Source organism: Pseudomonas sp. FeS53a, assembly GCF_000931385.1.
Lineage (GTDB): Bacteria > Pseudomonadota > Gammaproteobacteria > Pseudomonadales > Pseudomonadaceae > Metapseudomonas > Metapseudomonas otitidis.
In genome coordinates this window covers 160,239-161,501 of record NZ_JYFT01000036.1, presented here as the reverse complement: position 1 = coordinate 161,501, position 1,263 = coordinate 160,239, and the positions used below count along the sequence as shown (strand labels likewise).

General features: G+C 56.5%; 1 protein-coding gene. It reads left to right on the top strand.

The features are described from left to right. Positions 1–83 precede the first annotated feature (83 nt). The gene (locus SZ55_RS29060; RefSeq protein ID WP_044405495.1) at positions 84–1,211 is read left to right on the top strand and encodes an IS481 family transposase; all 1,128 of its coding nucleotides are present in this window, start codon (positions 84–86) and stop codon (positions 1,209–1,211) included. Positions 1,212–1,263 lie beyond the last annotated feature (52 nt).

Sequence of the window (1,263 nt, the reverse complement as noted above, 5' to 3'; positions counted from 1 at the left end):
TGTACAGACCGGAGACATAGCTGACAGGTGTGCGGAGACATGGTTGACACTTTCCGGCAAGCCAGCCTTGCCGGGTAACGACCATGCCTTGGAACACGAGAGACGCTATGAGCCTAAAAGCAGAGTTCATTGCCCTGGCACTTCTTCCCGACAGCAACCGAAGGGAGCTGTGCCGCCGTTTCAACATCAGCCCGCAAACAGCCTACAAATGGCTAAAGCGATATGTCGCGGAAGGTGCTGCGGGTTTACAGGAGCAATCCCGGCGACCGCGCAGTAGCCCTCGGCAAGCGYCTGCAGAGATCGAGGCGCAAGTGGTGGCCCTTCGACGAGCACATCCAGCCTGGGGTGGGCGCAAGATCAGTCATGCTCTGGGCTGTTGCGTTGCGCCCAGTACCGTGACGAACATCTTGCACCGCAACAACTTGGTCGAGTCGCCTGCATCGGAAGCGAAGAAGCCCTGGCAGCGCTTTGAGCACGAAGCGCCTAACGACCTTTGGCAAATGGACTTCAAAGGGCACTTCCAAACCCACCAAGGCCAATGCCATCCCCTGACGCTGATCGACGACCACTCTCGTTTCAGCCTCGCCATTCAGGCGTGTGCCAATGAGAGACGGCAGACAGTTCAGGAGCGCCTGATAGAAGTGTTCAGGCGATACGGCTTGCCAGAGAGAATCAACACCGACAATGGCGCACCTTGGGGCTCCCCGCGTAACCCTGGCGAGCTTTCGGAGCTTGGCGTCTGGTTGGTCAGCCTGGGAATTAGGCTGAGCTTCAGCCGTCCCTACCATCCGCAAACCAATGGCAAGGATGAGCGTTTCCACCGATCCCTCAAACTGGAAGTTCTCAAGGGTCGGCATTTCCATGATCTGGCTGAAGCCCAATCAGCCTTTGATCGCTGGCGGGAGATCTACAACCAGCAGCGTCCGCATGAGGCCCTGTCTTACCAGGTTCCTATCAACCGCTATCGGACGAGCCCCTGGAAGTATCCCGAACAACCAACAGAGTTCGAATACGGTCTGGATGATGTGCTGGCGAAGGTCTACCACAGCCGTTTCCGCTTCAGAAAACGCTACTTCCGCATTGCCAAGGGATTGGCTGGGAAAGTGATAGCAATACGTCCGCACTCAGATGCCGAACATTTGTTCGATGTGTACTTCTGCCACCAACTACTTCGGACCATTGACCTGAATGACCCTGAGTGCAGTCCATAATGCGTCAACCATGTCCCCGTACATGTGTCCACCATGTCTCCGGTCCGTACAG